Genomic DNA, 20,842 nt, shown 5'->3' with positions numbered 1-20,842 from the left:
CCGCGTCAGGGAGATTTCAATGCCGTGAATCGCGAAGCCGGTGCTAACTTCGGCAAAGGTCAGAGCGGTGCGGCCCGGCAGGCCGACTACAACACGGTGAACCGCGAGGCGAGTTCTAACTTTGGCAAGGATAACAGCGCTCCGCGTCAGGGAGATTTCAATGCCGTGAATCGCGAAGCCGGCTCGAATTTCGGCAAAGGTCAGAGCGGTGCAGCGCAGCAGACCGACTACAACACGGTGAACCGCGAGGCGAGTTCTAACTTCGGCAAGGATAGCAGCACCTCCCTCAGACAGGGAGATTTCAATGCCGTGAACCGCGAGGCCAGCTCCAATTTCGGCAAAGTCACGAAGGCTTCGTCTCGCGAGGTTGATTCAAACATTACCAACCGGGGCGCAGGGGCAAATTTCGGCAGAGGGAGCAGTGCCGCTCCGCGCGAACCTATGGCCGGAATGCAATACAATGTTGACCGGAACACCTTTGGCGGTGACAACCGAATATCGGAGAATGCGGATCTCTTTGCCGGCATCTGTCTAAGTTGCCACACAAAGGAGAGTTTTGCCGTCGATTCGAAGGCCAACCTTGTCCACCGTGCCGTGAAGGGGCTGGGGAACAACAAGGAGCATTCGTTCCCTTGTTCCAAGTGCCACCAATCCCACAATTCAGGGCTGCCGCGGCTTATGCAGACCAACTGTTTCCAGGATGGCCCTACCGGGCTCAGGGAGAACAGCGGGGTGCCATGGCTGCCATTCAGTGCCGAGGCAACCGGTAATAAGGGAATCGAGCCCCTTCCCGGCCAAAACGGTGCCTCTTCAAAGAACAAAGTGGTCGGATGCCATGTCAGGCAGTTTGGAAAGGCATCTCCGCAGGCCACCAAGAGCGGCGAATCGGGCGAGTGGAACAGGGTGACCACATGGTAGGGAGCAGCATTGGCCTGGGCAGAAGAACCATCCGGTTTGCCAGCCTCTTGGTTGTGTTCATTTTTCTAGCTGTTACAGGTTCAACCGCTGATTCTGTTGTTATTGCTGCACCGTCCGTTACTACTTTCTCTGACCCGGTATCCGGCATGGAGTTTGTGCCGGTGCCTGCCGGCTGTTTTAGGATGGGTGATACGTATGGCGACGGCCAGGGGGATGAAAAGCCTGCCCATGAAGTCTGTCTGAACGGCTTCAGCATGGGGAAATACGAGGTAACCAACGCGCAATACCGGCTGTTCAAACCGGGACATAACAGCGGCTCATATGAAGGCAATTCTCTCAACAACGACAATCAGCCGGTAACAAACATCTCCTGGTTTGACGCCGTTGAATATGCAAAATGGCTTTCCTACAAGTCAGGCCGGAGCTATCGGCTGCCGACTGAAGCTGAATGGGAATATGCGGCGCGGGGGGGAACGTCCGGGCGTAATTTCTGGGGCGATGACCCTGCCGAAGCCTGTCGGCACGCAAACGGCGCTGATTTAACCGCAAAGCGTCAGTGGCCCGACTGGACGACTACTGAATGCAACGATGGTTACAAGGTAGCTGCTGCAGTAGGAAAGTTCCACCCCAACGGCTACGGTTTGTATGACATCATGGGAAATGCCTGGGAATGGACGGCCGACTGGTACGACGAAGAATATTACTACAACAGCCCGAAGGATAATCCAAAAGGGCCGCCAACCGGGGAACTCAAGATTCCACGAGGAGGCGGTTGGGCAAACGCCTCCGAATGCGTCCGGGTTTCGGACCGAAACGGATTCCCTCCGGAATTTCGCATTCTTTTCCTGGGGTTCAGGCTGGTATCCCCATGAAAGCGGTTTTGCCGTGGGCGGGTGAAAAATGGTGACGAGATTTATCCTGATTATCAGTCTGCTGATTATAGCTGCCTCAGTAAGCGCACAAAAAGGCAATGTCCCCGGCAATAGTGCCGGTACGATCACCAATTCAAACAATGCCATGGAGTTCGTTCCGGTGCCTGGGGGGTGCTTCAGTATGGGCTCGTCAGCAGGGGGCAGAGACGAGATGCCGGTGCACGATGTCTGTGTCTCCGGGTTCTACATGGCCAAGTATGAGGTTACCCAGGGACAATGGCGCTCGATTATGGGTAACAACCCTTCCCGGTTCAACCGTTGCGGCGATGATTGCCCTGTTGAGCAGGTCAGCTGGCATGATGCCCAGGATTTCATCCAAAGGCTTAACAGTATCACTGGAAGGGAGCATCGCCTCCCCACTGAGGCTGAGTGGGAATATGCCTGCAGGTCAGGGGGGATTGGCGATCAGGAGTATTGCGGTTCTGTTGATGTCGATGTAACCTCCTGGCATGAAGGTAACAGCGGCCGCCGGAGCCACCCGGTGGGCAAAAAGGCCCCGAACTCTCTAGGTATTTTCGATATGAGCGGCAATGTCTGGGAGTGGGTTCAGGACTGGAAAGGGTCTTATCCTTCAGCCCGGCAAATTGATCCTGTTGGGGCAGAGGCAAGTTCAACCCGCGTTCGTCGTGGGGGCAGTTGGCTGTACGGCCCAGGTCAGTCGCGCGCTGCATGGCGCAGCAGCGGTTATCCTGGTGACATTGCTCCGGATATCGGTTTCCGTTTGGCGGTTTCCGGGTCAAATTAGTGACCGGTTCACCTTTTGATATATTGGTTCTGGATTTATAAATAGTCGCATGATATTTTTGTGGCCATGAGACGGTAAACAACGAAGTTTACGTGCAAAGGAGCACTCATGACCAACAGATTTTCCCGCATTCCTCTATATAGCCTGCCGGCCTTTTTTGCGGCAGCTCTTTTCATTGCCACTCCCACCTTTGCCGAAGATTGTCTTGATTGCCATAGCAATGTAGCTGTTCAGATGAACGGCGGTTCCCATCATGTCCAGAAGACCGGTGTCAGCGGCAAGCATTGCTACGCCTGCCACTGGGAAGCCAGACCCGATGGCGGAATCGACAACCGGTACCACACGGGTGGTTCACAGAACGCTTCCGTAGACCTGGTAATCTGGGGTGAAGGAAAACGGCCGACAGAATACCGGAGCGAAATAACGGCAGTAACCTATACCCCTTCCGAGATAGCCACTGCAAGAGAGCGGACAGCAGTAGGCGGGATCACCCGGCATTGCCTTGGGTGTCACAGCGATGGGAACAACGCCATCTTGCCGTTCAGCGGCGATCCCAACAGCCCCTCCCGTTATTCCTGGGACGGTCAGAGCGTCGCCTCCCGTTATTCTGCCGCCGGGACCACCACCTGGGGGAAATACTCCACCTCGGCATCAAACAAGAAGATGCGGCTCACCAAGGCCTTTTCCGCCCATGGCAATGCATCCGCCAACCAGGGAGGGTGGAGCAGCGCCAGCGGCTATGACGGAGAGATCCCAATCACCCGCGGCGGCAGCAATGCCAGGAATGTCGAATGCTTTGATTGCCACAACTCCCACGGCTCAGACATCACCGGAGTCACCACCAGCTACCGCACCTACGATGGCACCAACCGTGGCGGTATCCTCAAGCAGACCGGCAGCGGCAGATCCGGCTACCGGATGAACTACACCCCCTCCGCCAACACAGATCAAAAAAGCAGCAATCCGTACAATCCCGGCGCCGGGTTATGCTTCGACTGCCATGAGACCGCCCAAAGCGGGGCCACCCCCTGGGGCTACAACAGCACTTACGGCGCCAAAGAACCGATCATCGGATATAAAGACACCGCCCACTTCGGCACCGGGGTAAAAGGCTCCACCTCCCGCTATGCCAACCGCCAGAGCCGGACCGAGATCGTCAGCAGCCATCTGAAGGGGGGGAAATTCCTCAGCTACTCAAGTCAAGGGCGCATCAACGGTCTCTGCACCCCGTGCCATGACCCACACGGTGTCAGCCCGACCCTGGGAGAGAAGATGGCCTATGCCGTACCGCTGCTGAAGGGGACCTGGCTCACCTCCCCCTACCGTGAGGACGGGCCACCTTCTGCTTCGCCCGGTAAAGCAGGTTTCGAGAAACGTGATGGCACCGGTAATCGGGCAATAGCATGGGAAAAGGGGGATTTCAGTTTTACCAATCGTGATGCCAATGCCAATTTCGGCATCGGCGGCAGCGGTGCCCCCCGCGAGCCGATGTCCATGGCAGGGATGAAATACAATATCGATCGCAATACCTTTGGCGCTGACAAGCGGATCGTCGAGAATGACGACGCGTTTGCCGGGCTGTGCCTTAAGTGTCATTTCAGGGAAAAAACCGGCAAAACAACCATTGCCGACCAGATCCACCGATCGGTAAAGGGTGGGGGAACAACAAGGAGCACGCCTTCCCCTGCTCCAAGTGCCACCAGTCCCACAACTCGGGATTGCCGAGGTTGATGCAGACCAACTGCTTCGAGGAAGGGCCATCCGGACTGAGGGAAAACAGTGGCCTGTCCTGGTTGCCAAAAAAGAAGGTCGATAACTCGCAGAAACAAGATGTTAAAGCAGCTGCAAGCCAGAGCGAGGCAGCATCAAAAAGCAAGAAGTCCGGGAAGGTCGAGGTTGTCGGGTGTCATGTAAAACAGTTCGGACGAGGGAATACCCCTTCCCAAAGTAGGCAGGATGGGAATCAATGGAACCAGAAAACGAATTGGTAAACTGAATTCATCGAGTAATTGATGTAAAAAAAGCCTCCTGGATACTCGCTCCAGGAGGCTTTCTGTTGAAGCCGGTGGTCAGGGATAAGGGATTATGAACCGTTTTTCTCCGGTCCCGTACGTTGCCTTCTTTTTGTCAACGGAAGCATCCCATTCAAGAAGTCTTGCCTTCAGTTCATTGACCACCTGTGGGTTCCGACTGGCAACATTTGTCAGCTGGGCAGGATCGGCGACAATGTCGTAAAGTTCCAGGTCCCCGTACCGGAGTGCTTTACCGGTGATAAAGCCGTACCAGGAAACCTTTTCCAGCAGCCGGGGACTTTTCCGGATAATAAGCTTCCATTTCTCGGTCCTGATGGCGATGTCGCCGGGAGGGTAGGAATTGGGAGGAAATGCCTCACGGAGCATGATTCCGTAATCTTTTACCGGTTTTTTCTCGGCATCGGGATAGTCGGTCTGGTTATTTTTGAATTCGAGATACCATCTGCTCAGGGTATGTTCCCACCAGGGGATGCGATCGATGAAAGCGTATTCGGTCCCTTTTGCTCCGGGCTCTCCTTTTACAAGAGGCAGCAGACTTTTCCCCTGTTGACTGTGGTCTTGAGGAATTCCAAGGTAATCGAGAACGGTCGGCAGCACATCTATCCCCTGAACCTGCTGGGCAATCCTTTTTCCGCCCTGCTCTCCGTCAGGGAGACGCATGAGAAGGGCGCTCTTCACAACCGGTTCGGACAGGTCGTAATGAACATACGTGCCGCGCTCTCCGAGGTCTTCGCCATGTATGGAGTGAATGATGAGGATCGTGTTTTTTGCCAGCCCGGTTTTTTCAAGAGTCTTGACCAGTTCGCCGATAAACATGTCGGTATGGCGGATGGAGGCATCGTAACGCGAAACAATATAGGAGTAGTCGGTCGGGGTCAGCTTGTGTACCGGCTTAAATCCTAGATAATATTCATCGCGGTAGAGACGCATCAGCACGTCATAGGTGGTATCGTCGGATGTCCCTTCTTCCGCTTTTATGGAGTGGAATTGCTCCCAGAACGGCTTGTATCCGGGAGGGTCGAAAACGGTTTTCTGGTCGCGCGGCACACCTGCAGCGTACGGGACATGGATGACCCCGCTGGCGATCCACATGAAAAACTTCTTGTCTTTGTTGTTCTCCAGCCATGCAAGTGACTCCGTCGGCAGTACCCGGAGCGAGGAGCCGAGCCCCTTCCTGGTCCTGCCGAAATAATCGAATGACCGGGAGAATACATCGCCCAGCTTGATTTCGGTGCCGGATTCTGTGTCATAGCGCATGAAGAATTCGGGCGACCCGGAGACTGCGGCAGTCGTGTAGCCGTAATATTTGAGAATTTCCGGCATGGTCCTGCTTTTGACCGCATCCTTGGAGGCATCGAAGGCGATCATGCCGTTGACCCGGGGATACTGGGAGGTAAGCACGCTCATCATCGCCACAGGTGTAAGGTTTGCCTGGGCGATGGTGTTGTCGAAAAGGATTGACGACTTTGCCAGCTTGTCGATGTTCGGACTTGTATCGCGCTTGTAGCCGTATACCCCGAGATGGTCAGGTCGCAGGCACTGTAAAGAGACCAGGATGACATTGGTATTGTCAAAGCGCTTTTCTGCGGAGAAGGTGGTTGTCGCAGAGGGCACTGCAAAGGCTGGTGCTGCTGCCAGCGCGATGGCTGCAGAGATAATCGCCCTAAATGACAGATGCCGGGTGATCGATTTTATATCCATTACAGGTTCCCTTTTGCTGATTTGAATAACAGTGAAGATTTACGTCTGACCTCTTGCTTGTCAGCTCTTTCGGCGCGGCCGTTTCACGGATAGGGGATAATGAGCGGCTGGCCTTTTACTGCTGGTGTTGTCATGTTCTTTTTGATGGAGGCATCCCACTCGAGCAGCTTCGCTTTTAACTGCTCGACCACTTTGGGATGATCCTTGGCGACGTTTTTCTGCTCCATCGGGTCTTTATCGAGATCGAACAGCTCAATGGAATCAACGGGAAACTTTTTACCTGAAATGAAATTCCACCACGAGATGTTTTCCAGAAGGTTGCTTTTTTCCCTGAGAATCAATTTCCATTTGTTGGTTCGAACCGCAATGCACTCCGGCGGGTACTCCCCCAAAATGGTCTTATTCAACAGGTTCCGGTAATCCTTCATTTTGGCAATTTCCAAAGGGGTATATTGGGCTTCCCGTTCGGACTGATGCTCAAGATGCCAGCCACCCAGGACATATTCCCACCATGGCAAGCGATCGATGAAAGCATATTCAGAGCCTTTAAACCCTGCTTCATCCCCTTTGATAAGCGGCATCAGGCTGGCTCCCTGGGATTCATGGTTGATCGGAATCTGCAGGTAATCGAGAATGGTCGGCAAGATGTCAATGCCCTGGACCTGCCGGGATATCCTTTTACCTGCCTGACTGTTGTCCGGAAATCGCATCGTCAGGGCGGTCTTCACCTCAGTGTCGAAGACGTCGTGATGGAAAAAATAGCCGTGCTCGCCCAGGCTTTCACCATGGATCGAATGGAAAATCACCAGGGTCTTGCCAGAGAGCTTTAGTGCATCAAGCGTATTCAGCAGATCGCCGATAAAGGTGTCGGTGTAATAGACCCCGGCATCATAGCGGCCGTTGATGAAAGAGACATCCTTTTCGGTCAGCTTGTGAATCGGCTGGAAGTCCAGGTAATAGTTCCCGCGGTAAACATGGAACAGGACCTCAGTCGGTACGCCTCTATCAGCATTCTCCCGCCCCAGGCGAATGGGGAACTGTTCATAGAAAGGGGTGTAACCCGGCGGGTCGAACTGGGTCTTGTACGGCATGGGGACAGTCTGGGAGTAAGGGGGGTGCAGCATCCCGGTCTCTATCCAGAGGAAAAACTTCCTGTCCTTGTTGGCCTTCAACCAGTCCAGCGCGGCAGTGGGATTAACTCTGACGCTCCCGGTGGCGTCCGGTACCGTCCTGCCGTAGTAGTCAAAGGCATGGGAAAAGATATCTTTCGGATTGACTATCTTGCCGGACTCGGTGTCATAGCGCATGAAGAATTCCGGCGAACTCACCACTGCAGCAGTCTGATAGCCGTAGAGTTTCAGGATTTCCGGCAGGGTTCGCTGGGAAACCTGGTTCTTGCTGACCTCAAATGAGACCATTCCGTGATTGCGGGGATACTGGCCGGTGATCACGCTCATGTGGGCCACCGGGGTCAGGTAGGAGTGGGCAATGGCGTTTTCAAACAGGACGGATTGCTTGGCCAGCCGGTCAATCTGCGGGCTTGTCTCTTTTGGGTAACCGTAGGCGCCCAGATGGTCCGGGCGAAGGATATCCAGGGAAACCAGGATTACGTTGGTGTATTCATTGCGCTCCGCTGCAGGGGCAGCGGGGGCTGCGCTGCAACCCCCGTCACTCCAGTGGATGACCAGCATGAACATGGCGGCCGGAATGGCCTTGAGATACCTGCCGAAACCTCTGCCGGCCAATCGGGTCATTTTTTCACGGCTCCCTTGGCCTGCGAATCATAGACAGGGTTCAGGCCAGGTATCCATTGTTTTGCACTGAGATCGTGGCCGATCGATTTGAAGTGGGCGAATAGTTTCTGTTCCAGTTCATAAGCGATGCGGGGTTCCTGATCAACAACGTTTTTCAATTCTTTCGGGTCTTTCTTCAGGTTGTATAGTTCGCGGTTTTTGTTTTCCAGGGTATAGATGAACTTCCAGCCGTCCTTGGTGATGACCGATCGCTTGTAGGTATACTGACGGTAATCTGTTTCAGAGTAGACCTCCTTTGCCACCGATTTCCCTTTCATTGCCGGGACCAGGCTGGCGCCGCGCAACTGGTTTTTTGCCTTCTCGGGCATCTTGACATCGAGCAGGTCGAGAATGGTCGGCATAACGTCGATGCTGCTGATCTGGTCAGTGATGATTTTGCCGGACTTCTGCTTGGGAAGTGTTATGACCAGCGGGACGTGAATCAGTTCGTCATAGAGGCTGAAGCCGTGATCCATATGCTTGTGCTCGAAGAATTCGGTGCCATGGTCTGACGTGAGCACGAAGATGGTCTTGTCCAGCAGACCCATCTTCTCGTACTCCTCAAGAAACTTCTTGAACCGGGCGTCGGTGCGCTGGATCTTCTCGTCGTAGATGGCCCGCCAGAATTTGACATCCTCGTCACGCACCGCTACAGAACCTTTCTCAAGTCCTTCTTCGCGCAGCGCCTCCTGTTCCTTGGCGGAGCCGGTATATTTTTTGTCATATCCCTTGTCGACAAAGCGATAATCAAAGCCGCCTTCCGGGATATTCTGGCCATGACAATCATAACCGTGGAGGAACATGAAGAACTTCTTGTTCTTGTTCTCTTTCAGCCAGTCTAGGGCCTTGGGGATGCTGACCCCCATGCTCCCGAACTTCCCTTTTTCAAAGAAGTACTGATCGAACCCCTGGTCGTAGCCGAAGAAGCCGCTGACCCCGGCATTTCCGGTGAATCCGCCGGTGGCGTAACCATTCTGCTTGAGCACCTCGGCCAGGGTGACGAGTTCCGGAGAGAGTTTTTTGAGGTTTGAGAGCACATTGTTGCTTGGCGGGTTGAAAATGGCAAACTTGTTGGTCAGCCGGTGCTCCGACGGATAAACGCCGGTGAACCAGGTCATGGAGGCCGGAACAGTCCAGGAGGCGACTGAGATGGTGTTGGTGAAGTTGAAACCTTTTTTCGCCATGGCGTCAATGGTCGGGGTCACATTTCGCGAGTACCCGAGTGACCCGACATGGGCCGCCTGAAGGGCATCAAAACTGACGAACACCACATTGTAGTCTTTGTATTTAAGGGGGAGTTTCGCTTCTGCGGCATTCGCTATTCCGGTCATCAGCCCCGGTATGGACATGGTTGCGGCAATGGCTCCGGTGGCCAGCGCAGTGCGTCTCAAGAATTCTCTTCGGTCCATCTCCTTACTGCTAATCGCATCATGTTCGTTGTGCTGTGTCATCTTTGCGCCTCTCCTTTATCAGGTATTGCTCCCAATTCAGCGGGACATGTTATCCAATTTAATACACATCTAGATCGCGGCCGACTGCCAGTCGCCCCTTGTACCCCTTCATCTCCTGTAACAGGTCATCTGGAGTCGAGGCCATGGGACGCCTCTGAGGACGGAGGGTTATCGGGTTGTGATACAGGACCAGAAGGCCAGGCCTCGCTTTGTTCGCCAGTTCTACCAGTTGGCTGGTCGTGGTGTGATATTTTTCGGCATACGCACGGATGTCGTATCCCTGGGCATTGGGACGCATCGGGTTGTCGAGGAACTTTTCGGTCAATGCCTCGTGCACCAGCAGGTCGCACCCTTTGCATGCGTCAATGGTCGCCTGGGTCGGTATGGTGTCCCCGGTGATGACGATGCTCCGGTCTGCGGTGTCGAAACGGTAGCCGTAGCTCTCTATCCACTCACCATGTTTTGTGGGAAAGGCCGTCACTGTTACGTTGGCATCTTTGTACACAACGCCGGCCTTTATCTCGTGCACGTTCACCTTTACCCCTTCAACAGGTTCCTGCTCCATCCCTTTCGTCCTGATAGCGATGTCTTCGCTATATGCCGCGAGGATATGATCTGTCATGGCGTTGATCCCCTTTGGCCCATAGACCTCCAGAGGGTGCCTGCGTCCCATTGTCCACGGGGTCAGGATGAGATCGGGGAAGCCGGCGGTATGGTCGGAATGTAGATGGGTGCTGAAAACCACCCGAATATTGACAGGGTCCAGTTCAGTGATCCCCTTGTCGAGTCTGGCCGCCGCCGCACGCCGGACCACTCCCGGCCCGAAATCGACCAGGTAGGCGTTGCCATTCACTACGATCGCCGATGCCGGGCCGGAACGGTCGGGGTCAGGTTGAGGATTGCCGGTGCCGAGGAGTACGAGTCTGGTCTTGGGGGCGGACACGCTGGCCGCGCAGCAGATGCCGGGCAGAATCGATACAAATAAAAGGGTGAAAATCCTTACCGTGATTGAGGGGCTCTGCAACAGGTGCAACAGGGTCATGCCTTACTCCATGCTACCTCTGATACCGGCTGAATCGAAAAACGAACTATATCATTTCACTGCTGGTATCGTCAAAACAATAAAGCCCGCTACATCAAGCCCTTGCAATTATCCCGGTCGCACAGGCAAGGCCGCCGGCGCCGTTGATCAACTGGGAAATCTCTATTTCCGCGGCCACTGTCAGACCGGCATTCCGGTACAGTCTCCTGGTTTCCGGGCACCCGGCAGTCATGACAATGGTGCTCGGGGCAATGGTCACGATGTTCATGGCTTGCCTGGCCATGACTTCATCGTTCTCCGGGATTGTGATAACGTTAAATCCGTTTGCTTCCAGGAGCCGGATCAGCTCCGGGTTGATAATTTCGGTTCTCACCAGGGCAAGGTTGCGGTCAACGATCTGCATGGTGCCGAGCAGGTGCTGGGTCCTGGTCTGATGCGAAGCGAGCGGAACTGCCGCTACCCCCTGCCGCTGGAGAACGGCTTTTATCTGGGCAAATGCAGCCATATTGGTCCGGTTGCCGATGCCGATGGCAACAAGGCGGTCATTGATCCAGAGCGCATCGGCTCCCTCGAACAGCCCTTCGCCGTCTATGGCATGCAGGATGGATATACCCAGCTCCTCAAGTGCGCGCCGCGCGTACAGGACCTCTTCTCGACGTATGTTATTAGCCATGTTGCCGATGATAGCCCCGGCCGGGGTCATAAAAAAGAGGTCCCGGCAGTACATCAGGTTGTACAGGTAGTTCCGATCAGGGCTGAGCGGGGTCGAATCGAGCCGGATTACTTCTATTCCGAGCCGGGTATAGGCAGTGGCGATGTCGTCATATTCGCGGGACATGATCTCAGGATCGATAGGCCGCAGATGAAGGACAGCCGATGGTTTGGCACAAGAGCCGATTTCTGCTCCTGGCTTGTGCAGCAGCACCCTGGTTAGCCGGCCGTATTCGGAAGAGACACCGGAGCTGGTCACAGCCAGTCATCCATGCTTTCCCGGTAATAGCCGAGCGTTTCCGCCATGGCAACAACCTTGGGATTGTCCAGCAACCTGGAGATGATGTCCCGGCGTTTTTTCCAGCGGTAGAGCTGAGGGGGGAGGGTTGATTGGACTACCGGCAGATCGTCAAGCCGCAGAAGTTCGGCTTGCTCTTCCGGAACAGTCATGAAATCGAGCATCCGGCTGAACACGTCGCGGCGGGACCCGATGGAGCGGATAATATCCTCGAAATGAACGGTACAGGAGCGCTTGCCACCGGCAGCGAGGTTGCCGAGTATCTCCGCGTTGGCTGAATGCCACTGAAAAGCACAGACTTCAACGAGTTCGCGGTCGGCAAAGCTTTCCCAGCCTGCGGGGAGGTCGAAATTCCACCAGGTCGATCCGAATGGGTAGAGATCGCTGTACCCTTTGATGCGTAACTTCATCTGGTCGCTGTGGTTATCGAAGCGGGTTGCGAGGTTATGCGAGAAAAAACCACGGTGATGCCAACCGTCGAAGATACCGTTTATGGTCGCCGCCGGGTTCCTAACCAGGTGGATGATGCTGATATCGGCTTGCGGGAAAAGCTTCTCCACCAGGTTCATCCGGTAACAGTCTACAGTTGACTTCAACAGTAAAACCTTATCGGCCAGGTCGGCCGGGGCAGGTCTGCGGCAGGGAGGGAGGAGGATGAACGGTGGTTCCTCTATGGTAAAGACGCTTGCCGGCGGTCCGACCGGGATATCAATGAACGGGAAACGGAGCGCCACCTTGTCGGTGCCGATGTCGTAATAAAACGGGTTGATCTGCGGCCAGATGCTGCAAAGCCCCGCCAGCAGCTCCAGGTAGAAATCCTCGGTGCGGAAAACAAGGGCTGTTGCGGCGTATTGTTCAAAAGCCTGCGCAATACACTTTCGCAGGATATCGTGATCGAGTTCCAGGTCGGTCCATTGCAGCGAGAACCTGAGCATCAGGTCATCAATGTAGGTATCGGCATCAATTTTACGGACATCGGTCTCCATCCCGGCAAGATACAGATCAGACATGAAATCCAGCGACAGCCCCTGCTGGTCGATGACAGCGTCGAGCATCTCGGTCGGCAACCGGTCGGAAAGATGCGGGTTGAATTTATCCAGAACAGTATTGAGTTTGTAGAAAGGCGCCGCTTCGCCGGTCAGCGATATGACATGAGGCAGTTTGCCGAGAAGGGCATATAACAGGCTGGAGCCCGAGCGCGAGGAGGAGTTGATGATAACCACCCGCCGCACATCCTTCAGCGAATGCAGGAACAGTTCGCTGTTTCGGCGCTTCTCCAGGATGCCCTTGCGGAAGCTCCTGATGGAGTGAATTTTTCGCTTAATGTCTTGCATGTGATGGTGTGAGCCTTCGCAAAATGCCGATAAACTCGATGTATAGGTTTTTGCGAATGCGCGCAAACGAGTTCTTGTCTCTAAGCAGGTGATTGAGTTCAGCGCGGAGTTTCAGGGTCAACTCTTCCAGGCGATAGGCCAGCCGCTCCTGCATCATCTCCTTGTGTTTTTGCATGAGCTGTTCCAATTGGCAGGTCGGTTCATAACCTAGTTCCAGCATCTCTCTGAAGGTAATCGCTTCAATCTGGAAAATCTCCTGCTGGGAAAGCCTCTGGCGGAACTTCTCGGTATTGTTCTTCAGGACCGGTTTGGCGGTGTTGGCCCAGGAGATACTCAGGCTACCTGATTTCCTGGCCTCTTGCGATCGGTAATAATCCAGCATCTGCGGCTCGAACCGTTCTCCGAGAAAATCGCAAAGCTGCTGAACAATAGTGGCCGGGTCAGCGACCAGTTCCTCGTATTTGAGCAGCATCATCTGTTCGCGAGGCAGCTTGGCGAGCAAATCCAGCCCGAGTCTTTGTTCCCGCTGCCAACGCCGGGCTGAATAGTAGACATGAAAATGGTTGAAGATGGAGGCCTTGGCCGATACCGCTACATCACGACCGTCGCGCACCATGAAGATGAACCTGGCTTCGGGGTAGTAATGGAGGATATCCGCCACATGCTCGATCATGAAGGTGCTTTTGCAGCACCAGCGCTCTTTGCCGGTGAACGCCAGGTATTGGTCATAAACGGCGAAGTAGATGCAGAGCAGGTTCCAGTCCCGGGCCTCCCGGAAGACCTGATCACGGTCCGGCCGGATCTCCCAGGGATAGGTATGGAGCTCGACCATGCGGCAAACATCGGCGATGAGGCGCCGGAAGTTGCGGTCATCGCCGAGATCGCCGTAAAGCGTTGCCAATGGTCCGAAGAACTTCATGATATGTGGCGGATGCGGCACGGAGATAGCGCTGTGCGCATTGAGGATCAGGCGGAGCAGGTTAGTGCCGGAACGCTCTGTGCCGATGATGAAGATCGGGTTCATAGGCGGTGGTGAAGCTATTTCCTGCCGGTGGCGATTACCAGAAGCATCTCGTCCAGGATATCGTCGTCAGTAAACCGGATGTTGTGAATCTGTTTGAATTCGGCGCTTGCCGATCGGTAGAGGCCTCTGATCCCGTCCATGTTTTCCTGGGGGATGGCGCCGTTGTCGATCCATTTGTTCACCGACTCATCGGTGACGTATTCGATGTCTTCCACCTCGCGGAACCCCTGTTTCAGCAGGGCAGCGGAGATATCAGCCGGCATCAGGTAGTTGCGGCGGGCAGGGTTGCGCAGTTTCTGGATGGCAAAGGTCAACTCCCGGTCGGTGTCATTGTAAGCGGTGAGGTGGCAGAGCACCACGGTGCCGCCCAGTTTCAGCACCCGGTGGATCTCGGGGATGGCGCGATCCAGTTCGGCAAACTGCAGCCCCTGGCGGCAGACGATGGCATCGAAGCTGTTGTCGGGAAACGGCATCTGCTCTGCCGGGGCGAAGACGATCTCGTCCATGCACCCCTCGGCATGCTTGGCCATCTCCGGACTGATGTCGAGGCCGGTGATTTTCTGCACCTTGCCGAAGAACTGTTTGGCGATCAGGCCGGTGCCGGTGGCCAGATCAAGCACCTGGGAGTCCGGGCCGGCTCCGGAGAGTTCAAAGATCCGGTTGATCAGCGCCTGGTCTTCCACCCAGTTGGAGGAGTGGTTGTACTTTGCCGCCCGGTTTTTGAAGTGGATTTCAGCATTCTCCATGAACAAACTCCTTCAGCCGCACCTTGCGGATTTCCAGCAGCTCGGCAAAGGCCTCGCGCAGCTGGGGTTCCGGTAGGTCGGTCAGGTTTATGATGGCATCGTTCGGGTCATTCACTTTACGTTCGGCAAGGGACTCCAGGTAGGCCAAGGGGTCGGAGATGTAGCCCTTCTCCACAGCCATGTCGTAAATCTTGGTGCCCGGAAATGGGGTCAGGTACTTGATCGAGATGGGGATCACGTCGCTGTTCCGGCAGAACTCCATCATCTTGCGCAGAGACTCCTCGCTCTCTCCCGGCAGACCGACAATCAGGTTGGCCGCAACCTTGATCCCGGCCTTGACCGTTTCGGTCACGGCATATTCGATCTCCTCCACCTTGGTCGCCTTGTCAGCCAGGTCGAGCACGGTCTGGTCCACTGACTCCACGCCGTACCAGATGTCGCGGCAGCCGCAGTCGTGCATGTAGCGGAGCAGTTCCGGCTTGATTTTCTCCACCCGGGTCGAGCAGGTCCAGGTGAGGTTGTATTTTTTCAGCACGTCACAAATTCGGTAGGTCCGCTCGATGTTGGAGGTGAAGGTCAGATCATTGACATAGAAATAACGGATCTGGTGCTTCCCCACCAGTTCGGCTACCTCCCGCTCGAACCGTTCCGGGCTTTTGTAAGAGAGCTTGTCCATGTTCAGGAAGCAGAAGGAGCAGCGGCCATAACAGCCGCGGGATGTGGTGAGCCCCAGTTCCGGGATGACCGGGTCGCGCTGCACGCTGGGGAAAAGGAATAAGTCCGGAATGGGGAGGACATCCAGGTCCATCAACTGTTTCCGTTTGGCGGTGAAATGGATCTTCCCGCCCAGCAGCAGGCCGAGACCGGCAATCCCCTGGGCTGTTGCCGGTGTGCCGCCATTCTCGATATGATCCAGAAGTTCCAGGAGCGTTGCCTCACCCTCGCCGAGGATGGTGTAATCCGGCTGTAGGCAACGGATCAGCGGCTCGGGGAGCGACGACACCAGTGCTCCGCCGATCAGGGTGGTTACTGCAGGATTAAGCTCCCGTACCCGATTCAGAACCCTGAGGTTGACAGGGTAGGAGTCGATAAAGGTTGGCATGGCCACCACGCCGCCGCGCTGTGCTGCATCCTGGCAGGCATCCTCGAAATCCTCACCCATGCGCAGGTCGCGGATCTTCACCTGCCAGCCGGCCAGTTTGGCCATGGTGGCGATGTGGCTGACCCCTTCGGTAGGAGTTTCCAGCAGGAATTCCCGGTTCGGTGTCGGCACCTGCGGGGAGGTGGGGAGGATCATGGTAAATGCCGGCCTGGAATTGGCCGGCCTCGGGTTGATGGTCAGCCCGGCAATTCTCTGCTCGTCAACTGTTCTGCTCATACATTTCCACCTGGCTTTCTGGTAATGAACTTTTCTGCTGCTGCGAGATAGATGTTGCCGCCGTTGCTGTAGTCATAGGGGCGCACCTCGATCCGGAAGTTGATGTCGCGGTAGATGCCGCGCAGTTCCTCTTTGGTCAGGTGCGGCGTGAATTTCACGAAGCCGGGCTGCTCAATATCCTCTTCCACCGACTGCTCCAGTGAGAGCCACTCCAGATGTTTGATCTCGTCGGCAATCAATCCGTTACTGAGGCACTGACGGTAGAATTCGGTTCCCGGCAGGGCCGACAGGTACTTTACCCGCGTCACCTCTTGGAATTCGTTGCAGAAGTCTACCAACTCGGCCATGCTTTCATGGTTATCGTTGGGTGCGCCGATGATGAACAGGCCGCCGATCTTTACCCCGCATTGCCGGTGCAGTTGAATGGTGTCGACCATGGCGCTCTTGGCTATCCCCTTGTGATACCCTTCCAGCACTGCTTTCGATACTGACTCCATGCCGTACAGGACAATGTCCAGCCCCTTGGACTGCATCAGCCGCAGGGTCTCCTCGTCCAGGCCGGTCACCCGGCTGAAGGCGGTCCAGCGGAACTGGTGATGTTCAAATATGGAGTTCATCAACCTGTGAACGTAGTTACGGTCGGTTACAAAGGTCAGGTCGTTCCACCAGGCCATCCGGAAGCCGGTGGCGCTATAGTAGTCAATTTCTTGTTTCACACGTTCCACTGATTTGTAGTTGAGTTTCGGGAAGGCGCGGAAGCAGAAGGTGCAGTTGCAGGCGCACCCGCGGGAGTATGAGAGGTAGAGCTCGGGGATTTCTTGCCCTCGGAAGCGGTCCCAGACGGAAAAATCCTGGAATGGTATGATGTCCAGGTCAGTGATCTGGGGGCGCGGTGGGTTAGTGTGGATAGCGCCGTTGTTGTCCCGCCAGGACAACCCCAGGATAGCCTCACACGGCCGGGCAAACTCGTTGCTGGTCAGATGGTCGAGAAGCTCAGTCAGGGTCAGCTCGCCTTCACCGGCAACGACGAAATCCGCTTGTGTCGTTTCCAGCAACAGCTGCGGAATGGCCGTTGCAAGGGGACCGCCAAGGATCACCGGGCGATTGGGCCGCTCTTCCTTCAGTATGGCCACTGCCTGGCGGACATAGGCGAAGCTGTCTCCCCAGACGCTGATGCCGATGATGTCGTAATCAAGGGTGCTGCCGCGCAGAAGTTCCGCATCGAATACATCGCGCTGGTCAAAGAGGCGAAAGGGGTAGCCGAGCCCCCGGATCAGGGCCGCCAGTATTGACGGCCCCTCGAAGGGCGCAGTGTGGGTCCATTCCCAGCCGCGGGGAACGACGAAGACCGATGGGGGGACAATGAGTCCTACCGGGGTTTGCTGGCTTACCTTGGCGGAATGTGGGAGTGGAAGTGCTGCAACCCTGCGGATGGTCTCGCTGGAGTTATTTACGGTGGGCATGATGCTATTTCTTTCGAGAGGAAAAGATTACCCAGTTCCAGTTTTCAAATACTTCGCCATCTACCATTGCCACGTCATGCAGTCGTTGATAATCCGCCGGGGCATTGGCGACCAGTCCGACCACTTCGGCCTGCTTTTCAGGAGAAAGTTCCGGCGCTGCAGCCATCCAGCGGTTGATATTCTCCCGCACGGACAGGTGGCTGACCTTGTCAACTTTGAAATAGCTCTTTTCGAGCTCCTGCTTAAGCGTTTCTTCGGTGTAAAACTCTCGGAGCTGGAACTGCTTGGTTCGGTGGATATGCTCCAGCCAGGGTCGGTCTTCCGGCGAGTACGGAACTGTCTGGCTGAAGACGAAAACCCCGTTCGGCTTGAGTACCCGCTGCGCCTCGGCGAGCACCTGTTGACCGTCATCCAGCAGGAAATAGGCCTGTCGCAGCACCACTACGTCAAACGAGTTGTCCAGGAAGGGGACTGATGCTGCCGAGGTGCAGATGCAGGGGAAATAACGGTTGGCCTCCTCAGCCATCTGCCGGGTCAGATCAACTCCGCATACGCTGAAGCCAGCAGCCTGGAAGTTTCTGCCGACCATCCCAGTGCCGCAGCAGAGTTCGAGCACATGCAGCGACGGCTTTTTGCCGCAGGCATCAATGTGCGCCTGGATCAGGGTTGAATCAGCGATCCAGTTGGCCGAGCCGGAATAGGTATTGGCCCGCTTGCTGAATTGATCAATTACTTTATTCATTTCTCTTTTCCTGTTGGTGGCAACATTAAGGTCACCGATCTTGCTGAAGCGTGCCGTTTAGCAAGGGTTAATAAAAACAGAGATTACGAAAAAAGTCAATTGTGCTCTCGGGTAGCATGGAATTCCAGATTTTTCCAGTTTTCCATGGTGTTGTCCAGTCGCCATTGGCTCCCGGCCAGGTAGGCGAGGTTCCCTTCGCCATCGACGTAACAGTGCATCGCCTCTTTTTTCTGGAAATCTTCAAGAGGTTTCTTGTCGCCGGTTACCCAGCGGGCAGTAACGTACGATGCCGGCTCGTAAGTCGCTTTAACTTTGTATTCATGCTCAAGGCGATGCATAACGACATCGAACTGGAGGAGCCCTACTGCGCCGACGATCCAGTCTGCCCCCATCTGGGCGCGAAATACCTGGGTAGTCCCTTCCTCTGCAAGCTGCACAAGACCCTTCTCCAGTGCTTTTGATTTCATCGGGTCAAGGAGCCGTACTTTTCGGAAATGTTCCGGCGCAAAGTTTGGGATTCCGGTGAATTTCAGATCTTCACCCTGGGTGAAGGTGTCCCCGATCTTTATTGTCCCATGGTTGTGGATGCCGATGATGTCACCTGGAAACGCCTCATCAACGTTTGTTCTGTCCTGAGCCATGAAAATGGTTGCGTTGGCAATTTGAAAGTCGCGGCCCAGACGCAGATGCTTGACCTTCATCCCTCTGGAGAATTTGCCGGAGCAGATCCTGAAAAATGCGATCCTGTCCCGATGTGCCGGGTCCATGTTTGCCTGAATCTTGAAAACAAAGCCGGAGAAGGCCTCTTCGTAAGGGGATACCAGGCGTGTTGTCGCTTCACGCGGTAGTGGCGCTGGTGCATGTTCGACGAATGTGTCGAGCAGTTGTTGCACGCCAAACGTATTGATAGCGCTACCGAAGAATACTGGCGTCTGCAACCCGGCCAGATAAGCTTCGTGCTCAAAAGGATGTGCCACTCCTTCGATCAGCTCGATGTCATGCCTCAATTCCTCAGCCTGACTGCCTAGCAGTTCGTCGAGTCTTGGATCATCCAGCCCTTTTACTGTGAGGATCTGTCCGGTACCGCGGTCAGCTTCTGCGTCGAAAAAGGTGATTTCTTTGGTGTAAAAATGATATGTGCCCCTGAACCGCTTACCCATCCCAATGGGCCAGGTCATCGGGGCGCACTGGATATCCAGAACGCTTTCGATTTCGTCGATAAGCTCCAGCGGCTCCCTTCCCTCGCGGTCAAGCTTGTTGATAAAAGTCATGATCGGTGTGTGCCTGAGACGGCAGACTTCAAGCAGCTTTTTTGTCTGGCTCTCGACACCTTTTACAGAGTCGATTACCATGAGGCCTGAGTCAACAGCTGTCAGCACTCGGTAGGTGTCTTCAGAAAAATCGTTATGTCCAGGGGTGTCAAGCAGGTTGATTTCATAGTCTTGATATGTAAATTTCATTACCGACGAAGTGACTGATATTCCGCGCTGTTTTTCCATCTCCATCCAGTCGGAAGTTGCGTGCCGTGCGGCTTTCCGGGCACGGACTTCACCGGCTTGCTGTATGGCCCCACCAAACAAAAGCAGTTTCTCTGTTATGGTTGTCTTACCTGCATCAGGGTGGCTGATGATGGCAAAGGTTCTTCGCCGGTCAATTTCGTTTTTGTTATGCTGCATAGGTAAAATACTCCGAAATAGCTGGACAAAATAAAGGCGAAGAGGGTATCTTCGCCTGATTACTGCGTATAATTACATGATATGATGAAAAGGGCAACAGCTATCTGTTGCATTTGCAGGACTACCTTCTATATGGGATGAATTGTATGAAAGATATCTATCATCTTCTCACTGTGAACGATGTTCATAAGGATGAAAAAGCCATTGTCGACGTTTTGAAGGGCATTTTCACCGGCGAACTAAAAAATGATCTTCGGATATTAAATTATTACAAAGAAATACCTGTCAGTTACGATGCGACAATTTCCCACATTGATGACGATCTAGTTGAAATGCAGGTCCATCAGCATCAGGCAGTAGTAATGTTTGTGGAAAAGATCGCCTTTCTTAAAAGTAACCATTTTCCCCATGATGTGCTTGCCAAAGTTTACAAGGCAAATATAAACAAATGCATAGGCCTTTTGCATAATTTTTCTTATACACAGATTCGTGCAGAGCGACGGCGTTTTGTCCGTGTACAGATAGTCGACCCGGTAAAGGTTAATTTCAGACGAATTGACAAGAATTTTGATGGTCACCTGATCGATATCTCCATTGGCGGGTTATCTCTGGCAACTAGCGAACAGATTGATATTGCAGTTGATACCGCAGGGATTCTTACTGTGGAGATTCCGAACGGTAAACTTGAAATGCCAGGACGGTTGCTCAAAATTATTCCAGGCGAGTCAAGTTCCATTTACATCTTTGAGATAGAAGCAAGTTCCCGAATCGAAGCAGCTGTATCCCAGTTTATCTTTCAGAAACAGGTTGAAATAATTCGTGAATTGAAGGATCAACTTGTATACGGATAACTCT

General features: G+C 54.4%; 16 protein-coding genes and 1 pseudogene. 5 read left to right on the top strand and 12 right to left on the bottom strand.

All coding sequences use genetic code 11. From position 1 onward, the window contains the following. The 4 genes and pseudogenes from OR1_RS07575 to OR1_RS07560 form a co-directional block, all read left to right on the top strand. A pseudogene (locus OR1_RS07575) lies at positions 1–918 on the top strand (hypothetical protein); the annotation flags it as partial. Next, positions 894–1,790: a formylglycine-generating enzyme family protein gene (locus tag OR1_RS07570; RefSeq protein ID WP_160295225.1), complete on the top strand. Its 897-nt coding sequence runs from the start codon at positions 894–896 to the stop codon at positions 1,788–1,790. The pseudogene OR1_RS07575 and the gene OR1_RS07570, both read left to right, overlap by 25 nt. 28 nt (positions 1,791–1,818) lie before the next feature. Beyond that, complete coding sequence (locus OR1_RS07565) at positions 1,819–2,595, top strand: formylglycine-generating enzyme family protein (RefSeq protein ID WP_041971031.1); 777 nt, start codon at positions 1,819–1,821, stop codon at positions 2,593–2,595. Positions 2,596–2,703: 108 nt separating this feature from the next. Then, positions 2,704–4,326 carry a cytochrome c3 family protein gene (locus OR1_RS07560; RefSeq protein WP_052440318.1) on the top strand — a complete coding sequence of 541 codons (1,623 nt, stop codon included), beginning with the start codon at positions 2,704–2,706 and terminating at the stop codon, positions 4,324–4,326. A 338-nt stretch (positions 4,327–4,664) separates the two neighbouring features. On the opposite strand, the gene OR1_RS07555 is transcribed toward OR1_RS07560, so the two are convergent. The 12 genes from OR1_RS07555 to OR1_RS07500 all read right to left on the bottom strand — a co-directional run bounded on the left by OR1_RS07555 (position 4,665) and on the right by OR1_RS07500 (position 19,987). Beyond that, complete coding sequence (locus OR1_RS07555) at positions 4,665–6,329, bottom strand: sulfatase (RefSeq protein WP_041971030.1); 1,665 nt, start codon at positions 6,327–6,329, stop codon at positions 4,665–4,667. Between the two features lie 83 nt (positions 6,330–6,412). Continuing rightward, the gene (locus OR1_RS07550) at positions 6,413–8,083 is read right to left on the bottom strand and encodes a sulfatase (protein WP_041971028.1); all 1,671 of its coding nucleotides are present in this window, start codon (positions 8,081–8,083) and stop codon (positions 6,413–6,415) included. Further along, positions 8,080–9,573, bottom strand: a complete 1,494-nt coding sequence (locus OR1_RS07545) for a sulfatase (RefSeq protein ID WP_041971026.1) — start codon at positions 9,571–9,573, stop codon at positions 8,080–8,082. Before OR1_RS07545 ends, OR1_RS07550 begins: the two co-directional genes overlap by 4 nt. Positions 9,574–9,631: 58 nt before the next feature. After that, positions 9,632–10,615 carry an MBL fold metallo-hydrolase gene (locus OR1_RS07540; protein WP_052440316.1) on the bottom strand — a complete coding sequence of 328 codons (984 nt, stop codon included), beginning with the start codon at positions 10,613–10,615 and terminating at the stop codon, positions 9,632–9,634. A 94-nt stretch (positions 10,616–10,709) separates the two neighbouring features. Continuing rightward, positions 10,710–11,585 (bottom strand): dimethylarginine dimethylaminohydrolase family protein, encoded by an 876-nt coding sequence (locus OR1_RS07535; protein ID WP_041971024.1) that lies wholly within the window; start codon positions 11,583–11,585, stop codon positions 10,710–10,712. After that, on the bottom strand, positions 11,582–12,958 hold the full coding sequence (locus OR1_RS07530; protein ID WP_041971023.1) for a sulfotransferase: 1,377 nt from the start codon (positions 12,956–12,958) through the stop codon (positions 11,582–11,584). The genes OR1_RS07535 and OR1_RS07530 overlap by 4 nt, the downstream gene beginning before the upstream one ends. Then, positions 12,945–13,982, bottom strand: a complete 1,038-nt coding sequence (locus OR1_RS07525) for a sulfotransferase (protein WP_041971022.1) — start codon at positions 13,980–13,982, stop codon at positions 12,945–12,947. The genes OR1_RS07530 and OR1_RS07525 overlap by 14 nt, the downstream gene beginning before the upstream one ends. A gap of 14 nt (positions 13,983–13,996) precedes the next feature. Beyond that, entirely contained in the window at positions 13,997–14,728 is a 732-nt protein-coding gene (locus tag OR1_RS07520) for a class I SAM-dependent methyltransferase (RefSeq protein ID WP_041971021.1), read from the bottom strand. Beyond that, positions 14,715–16,106 (bottom strand): B12-binding domain-containing radical SAM protein, encoded by a 1,392-nt coding sequence (locus tag OR1_RS07515; protein WP_041971020.1) that lies wholly within the window; start codon positions 16,104–16,106, stop codon positions 14,715–14,717. The genes OR1_RS07520 and OR1_RS07515 overlap by 14 nt, the downstream gene beginning before the upstream one ends. Then, positions 16,103–17,569: a B12-binding domain-containing radical SAM protein gene (locus OR1_RS07510; protein ID WP_041971019.1), complete on the bottom strand. Its 1,467-nt coding sequence runs from the start codon at positions 17,567–17,569 to the stop codon at positions 16,103–16,105. Before OR1_RS07510 ends, OR1_RS07515 begins: the two co-directional genes overlap by 4 nt. A 4-nt stretch (positions 17,570–17,573) precedes the next feature. Continuing rightward, a complete protein-coding gene (locus tag OR1_RS07505; RefSeq protein WP_041971018.1) occupies positions 17,574–18,311 on the bottom strand; it encodes a class I SAM-dependent methyltransferase in 738 nt (245 codons plus the stop codon). Between the two features lie 95 nt (positions 18,312–18,406). Then, positions 18,407–19,987 (bottom strand): peptide chain release factor 3, encoded by a 1,581-nt coding sequence (locus OR1_RS07500; RefSeq protein WP_041971016.1) that lies wholly within the window; start codon positions 19,985–19,987, stop codon positions 18,407–18,409. Positions 19,988–20,133: 146 nt separating this feature from the next. Between OR1_RS07500 and OR1_RS07495 the strand changes: the two genes are divergently transcribed. Continuing rightward, positions 20,134–20,838, top strand: coding sequence for a PilZ domain-containing protein (locus OR1_RS07495; RefSeq protein WP_041971015.1), 705 nt, complete (start codon positions 20,134–20,136; stop codon positions 20,836–20,838). The last annotated feature ends 4 nt before the right edge of the window (positions 20,839–20,842 follow it).

This window comes from Geobacter sp. OR-1 (genome assembly GCF_000813145.1).
GTDB lineage: Bacteria > Desulfobacterota > Desulfuromonadia > Geobacterales > DSM-12255 > Geoanaerobacter.
This window is presented reverse-complemented; position numbering and strand designations above follow the sequence as displayed.

Coding starts and splice junctions, on each gene's coding strand:
- OR1_RS07565 (WP_041971031.1), top strand. CDS start 1,819: ATGGTGACGAGATTTATCCTGATTATCAGTCTGCTGATTATAGCTGCC.
- OR1_RS07560 (WP_052440318.1), top strand. CDS start 2,704: ATGACCAACAGATTTTCCCGCATTCCTCTATATAGCCTGCCGGCCTTT.
- OR1_RS07555 (WP_041971030.1), bottom strand. CDS start 6,329: ATGGATATAAAATCGATCACCCGGCATCTGTCATTTAGGGCGATTATC.
- OR1_RS07550 (WP_041971028.1), bottom strand. CDS start 8,083: ATGACCCGATTGGCCGGCAGAGGTTTCGGCAGGTATCTCAAGGCCATT.
- OR1_RS07545 (WP_041971026.1), bottom strand. CDS start 9,573: ATGACACAGCACAACGAACATGATGCGATTAGCAGTAAGGAGATGGAC.
- OR1_RS07540 (WP_052440316.1), bottom strand. CDS start 10,615: ATGACCCTGTTGCACCTGTTGCAGAGCCCCTCAATCACGGTAAGGATT.
- OR1_RS07530 (WP_041971023.1), bottom strand. CDS start 12,958: ATGCAAGACATTAAGCGAAAAATTCACTCCATCAGGAGCTTCCGCAAG.
- OR1_RS07525 (WP_041971022.1), bottom strand. CDS start 13,982: ATGAACCCGATCTTCATCATCGGCACAGAGCGTTCCGGCACTAACCTG.
- OR1_RS07520 (WP_041971021.1), bottom strand. CDS start 14,728: ATGGAGAATGCTGAAATCCACTTCAAAAACCGGGCGGCAAAGTACAAC.
- OR1_RS07515 (WP_041971020.1), bottom strand. CDS start 16,106: ATGAGCAGAACAGTTGACGAGCAGAGAATTGCCGGGCTGACCATCAAC.
- OR1_RS07510 (WP_041971019.1), bottom strand. CDS start 17,569: ATGCCCACCGTAAATAACTCCAGCGAGACCATCCGCAGGGTTGCAGCA.
- OR1_RS07505 (WP_041971018.1), bottom strand. CDS start 18,311: ATGAATAAAGTAATTGATCAATTCAGCAAGCGGGCCAATACCTATTCC.
- OR1_RS07500 (WP_041971016.1), bottom strand. CDS start 19,987: ATGCAGCATAACAAAAACGAAATTGACCGGCGAAGAACCTTTGCCATC.
- OR1_RS07495 (WP_041971015.1), top strand. CDS start 20,134: ATGAAAGATATCTATCATCTTCTCACTGTGAACGATGTTCATAAGGAT.